This is a genomic window from Pseudomonas sp. Pseusp11, from assembly GCF_047304405.1.
Taxonomy (GTDB): Bacteria; Pseudomonadota; Gammaproteobacteria; order Pseudomonadales; family Pseudomonadaceae; genus Aquipseudomonas.
This window is the reverse complement of sequence record NZ_JBGLZF010000108.1, coordinates 1-276: the sequence shown is the minus strand read 5'-3', so window position 1 is coordinate 276 and position 276 is coordinate 1. Positions and strand designations below refer to the sequence as shown.

General features: G+C 43.5%; 1 protein-coding gene. It reads left to right on the top strand.

All coding sequences use genetic code 11. The features are described from left to right. Positions 1-29 precede the first annotated feature (29 nt). On the top strand, positions 30-276 hold a 247-nt coding region (locus ACCC96_RS30345), incomplete at its 3' end, for a family 43 glycosylhydrolase (protein ID WP_413697750.1).

The window sequence follows — 276 nt, the reverse complement described above, 5'->3', positions numbered from 1 at the left end:
AACCTGTATTGGTAAAAGCAGGGAAAGGAATGATTGACCCGACACCACTTTGGGATGAAGATGGAAAAGTTTATCTTGTACATGCATACGCTGGTAGCCGTAGCGGAGTGAATAGCATCGTAGTTATTTGCGAACTGAATGCTGAGGGAACAGAAGTAATTTCCGATCCGGTGATGGTATTTGATGGAAATGATGGAAAGAACCATACGGTAGAAGGACCGAAGCTTTACAAACGCAATGGATACTACTATATTTTTGCTCCGGCAGGTGGAGTAG